Source organism: Chitinophaga sp., from assembly GCF_036566945.1.
Classification (GTDB): domain Bacteria; phylum Bacteroidota; class Bacteroidia; order Chitinophagales; family Chitinophagaceae; genus Chitinophaga.
Genome location: NZ_DATCVJ010000206.1, coordinates 1 through 3,383 on the forward strand (window position 1 = coordinate 1; position 3,383 = coordinate 3,383).

At 44.7% G+C, this 3,383-nt stretch carries 5 protein-coding genes; 3 read left to right on the forward strand and 2 right to left on the reverse strand.

What is annotated here, in order from left to right; all coding sequences use genetic code 11:
- The 3 genes from VIP81_RS05890 to VIP81_RS05900 form a co-directional block, all read left to right on the forward strand.
- On the forward strand, nt 1-554 hold a 554-nt coding region (locus VIP81_RS05890), incomplete at its 5' end, for a hypothetical protein (RefSeq protein WP_331957545.1).
- Between the two features lie 12 nt (nt 555-566).
- The gene (locus VIP81_RS05895) at nt 567-938 is read left to right on the forward strand and encodes a GntR family transcriptional regulator (RefSeq protein ID WP_331957546.1); all 372 of its coding nucleotides are present in this window, start codon (nt 567-569) and stop codon (nt 936-938) included.
- Between the two features lies 1 nt (nt 939).
- The gene (locus VIP81_RS05900) at nt 940-1,665 is read left to right on the forward strand and encodes a hypothetical protein (protein WP_331957547.1); all 726 of its coding nucleotides are present in this window, start codon (nt 940-942) and stop codon (nt 1,663-1,665) included.
- A 129-nt stretch (nt 1,666-1,794) separates the two neighbouring features.
- On the opposite strand, the gene VIP81_RS05905 is transcribed toward VIP81_RS05900, so the two are convergent.
- The gene (locus VIP81_RS05905; protein ID WP_331957548.1) at nt 1,795-2,970 is read right to left on the reverse strand and encodes a M20 family metallopeptidase; all 1,176 of its coding nucleotides are present in this window, start codon (nt 2,968-2,970) and stop codon (nt 1,795-1,797) included.
- Nucleotides 2,954-3,383, reverse strand: a 430-nt coding sequence (locus tag VIP81_RS05910) for an SPOR domain-containing protein (protein ID WP_331957549.1), incomplete at its 5' end; no start/stop codon positions are given. The genes VIP81_RS05910 and VIP81_RS05905, both read right to left, overlap by 17 nt.

A 3,383-nucleotide genomic window follows, 5' to 3' on the forward strand; every position in this document is an offset into this window, starting at 1 on the left:
GGGTAGACTACCTCATGATACCGGCCTCTCAATTCGAAAAATACTTTACACTGTTTCTCGTCAGTGCCATCGGCTATTTTTTGTTCTTTCATCTCAGTTGTTACCTCAGCTTCCAGATCATAGAAAATGTACAAGCTTCTCTCACTGGCATACACATAGAAAAGGATTACCAATTCCTCAGTAACCCCGACGAGAAAAAGTACATCTACTACGGCTACTTTATTCTGCAGTCCGTTTTCTTACTGGGAGCCACCTGTTTTCATAAATATAGTTTCCTCAAAACCCTTTTCTGCCTGTTCATTTTCCTGTTTGGCCTGTATGTGATTAACTGTATCATCATTAGCTTATTATTCGGGCTGCAGGGAGAATTCTGGAAAAGGTCCGTCCCATTCGTGATGGTGAATAAACTGGTAGGTGGGCCTATCTCCTGGCATACCGATACTTACGTTATTCCCCGTTGGCTGCTGGATGTATACCTCTTTATCATCAGGTTCCTGTTAGCGCCGGTGCTTTGGACCATAGCCTATTTCCGGTTGAAGGATCAAGAAATTTAAAACTTTTGTGAGATGGAATTCAAAGAAACGCAAGCCATATACGTACAGATCGCGGATTATATCTGCGAACAGGTATTGCTTAATAAATGGCAACCGGACGAACGCATTCCTTCCGTAAGGGAACTGGCCGTATTGCTGGAAGTAAATCCCAATACCGTGATGCGTACCTGCGAGCTATTGCAGCAGCAGGAAATCATTTTCAATAAAAGAGGAATCGGCTATTTCATCAGTGCAGATGCCATTAAGAAAATCAGGCAATTCAAAAAAGAAACATTCATCAGCAATGAATTGCCCAGCTTCTTCCGCAGCTTGTACCTACTGGATCTGGGCCTCGATGAACTGAAACCTCATTTTGAGAAATTCAAAAAATCTAATTTCAACTAATATGAAAACGAGTAAAAAATTAATGATCGGTTTTTCTGGTATACTCGTGTTTTTGATGGTGTTTGCGGCCGTGCTGCTGCGGGTGAACTATAGTAAAGGGGTGACCAACGAAGCGCAATACAATCACCAACCCGCGACGGACCCTAAGGATAAAACAGAAACCCTTCAGCCGTTCAGTGTCTTGGTAATTACCAATGGACAGGCAGATCTGGCGACCACGAAAACCCGTGAAGAGAACACACAAGATAGTCATACTACGTATGTTCAGAATATCAACAACGTGGCGATTAATAAAGGCGATACTTATACGATCAATCACCACAGCAATGTAACGCTTCGCCAATCCGGCGATACATTATTTATACGCCTGGATGAAGCAAATGATATATGGCTTAGCTGCCCCTCACTGAAGGTGATTCAAAACAGTTACTGCAATGTGTCTATGAATGATTTCACTTTACCCAAACTGGTGATCCAATCCGGACCTCTCGCAGGCGCCGTTCTCTCGAACAACCACATCACCACATTGGATTACACAGGTGAACGGGCGAACGACTTTTCCCTGCAAGGCGACAATACATTGGATAGCGTGAAAATAAGAATGGGAAAATCTGGTTCACTCCGGTTTGAAGATATACAATATAAAGTGGCGGATATCCGGGTAGATAGCTTACGGGAGTTAAACATTTACGGTAAAGCCATCAGTTGTATTAAACAGATTAACTAACAATAACGACTATACGTATTTAGCAATAATTTCTATCGATATATAAACGGGCTTATTTTTTAATCAGCCTTCTTTATTCAAAAGATAAAAAAAGTCCCGATTTTCATCGGGACTTTTCTATGTACTATCTTAAAACTGCGTAGCTAAATAGGCCATGGTACCCATTCCTATCTCTATCGCATGTTCGTCTACATCAAAAGTAGGGGTATGCACGCCGGAAGTAATTCCCCGGGCTACATTACCGGTGCCCAATCTGAAAAAGCAGGCAGGTACCACCTGTGAATAAAAGGCAAAATCTTCTGCTCCCATTCTGATCTCCGTATCACCTACATGACCGGCATCCAGGTATTCGGTGGCGAAGTGGCGGGCCTTCTTCGTCACCCCTTCATTGTTATACAGCGTAGGGTATCCTACCAATATATCAATCTCTATTTCTGCCCCCATCGCTTCTGCAATGCCTATTGCCTGTTTGCGGATCAGCTCATGTGCCTTAAAGCGCCAGGTTTCATCCATTGCCCTGAAAGTACCCATCAGCTTCACTTCACTCGGAATTACATTCGTGGTAAATCCGCCATTGAAAGCACAGATAGATAATACAGAAGGAGAGAAAGGATTGTTGTTACGGGAGATGATCTGCTGTAAGCTTACCACCAGTTGAGAAGCTACCAGGATGGTATCTACGGTCAGATGTGGCTGCGCCGCATGGCCGCCTTTCCCTTTGATGGTAATATATATTTCGTCGGCACTGGCCATGTATTTCCCTTCGCAGAAACCCAGCTTACCTGCTTCCAGTGTGGGATGCACGTGCATGCCCAGGATAGCGTCGGGGCGTGGGTTTTCGAGGGCGCCTTCCTCAATCATAATACTGGCGCCACCGGGATGTTTTTCTTCTCCCGGCTGAAACAATATTTTGATAGTGCCTTCAAACTGATCTTTCAGTTCATTTAATATTTTGGTCGCGCCCAATACACAGGAGGTATGTACATCATGTCCGCAGGCATGCATCACACCTACGTTGGTAGATTTATAAGGCACGTCATTGGCTTCCGTGATAGGCAGTGCATCCATGTCGGCACGCAGCGCAATTACTTTGGAAGTTGGATTTTTTCCTTGAATCAGGGCTACGATGCCAGTGCCGGCAATGCCTGCCTGGAAAGGGACCCCAAATGCGGTAAGTTGCTGCTGTATAAAAGCAGTCGTTTCAAATTCCTGAAAGGATAGTTCCGGATGGGAATGCAAATGCCGCCTGACAGCAGTAAATTCAGGCGCATACGCTTTTGCCAGCTCTTTAATACGGTTCTTCATTCGATAGTTCTTTATCCAGTGACACGTTAATAATGGCTGGTACTACAAATACGCCTCCTGAAAACAGGTCGGATAATTTGTCCCGTAACTCAGTGGCTTCTTCACGACTTTTAAAATCGCCTACGCGCACTTTAAAATAGGGGGCCTGGTAATCGAGATAGGTGCGATAGTCGCCAAAGAGCTGCATCACTTTTGCTTTGGCTTCATTGGCATCGCCGCGTTTGTTGGTGGAAATCACCTGTACCCGGAAACCGGACTGGTTGCGGATGGCCAGGGTGTTAATGTAGATCTGTTTTTTAATCAGCACATCCACACGACTGTCTTTAATCACCTTCACATTTCCGTTGGTGGCTATTGCATTGTCTTGCGCCATGGCCCAGGTACTTCCCAACAGACAGCAAACCAGGATGAAT

What these genes read in the sequence shown, in the direction of transcription:
- VIP81_RS05900 (WP_331957547.1), top strand. Translation starts at nt 940, where the DNA reads ATGAAAACGAGTAAAAAATTAATGATCGGTTTTTCTGGTATACTCGTG.
- VIP81_RS05895 (WP_331957546.1), top strand. Translation starts at nt 567, where the DNA reads ATGGAATTCAAAGAAACGCAAGCCATATACGTACAGATCGCGGATTAT.
- VIP81_RS05905 (WP_331957548.1), bottom strand. Translation starts at nt 2,970, where the DNA reads ATGAAGAACCGTATTAAAGAGCTGGCAAAAGCGTATGCGCCTGAATTT.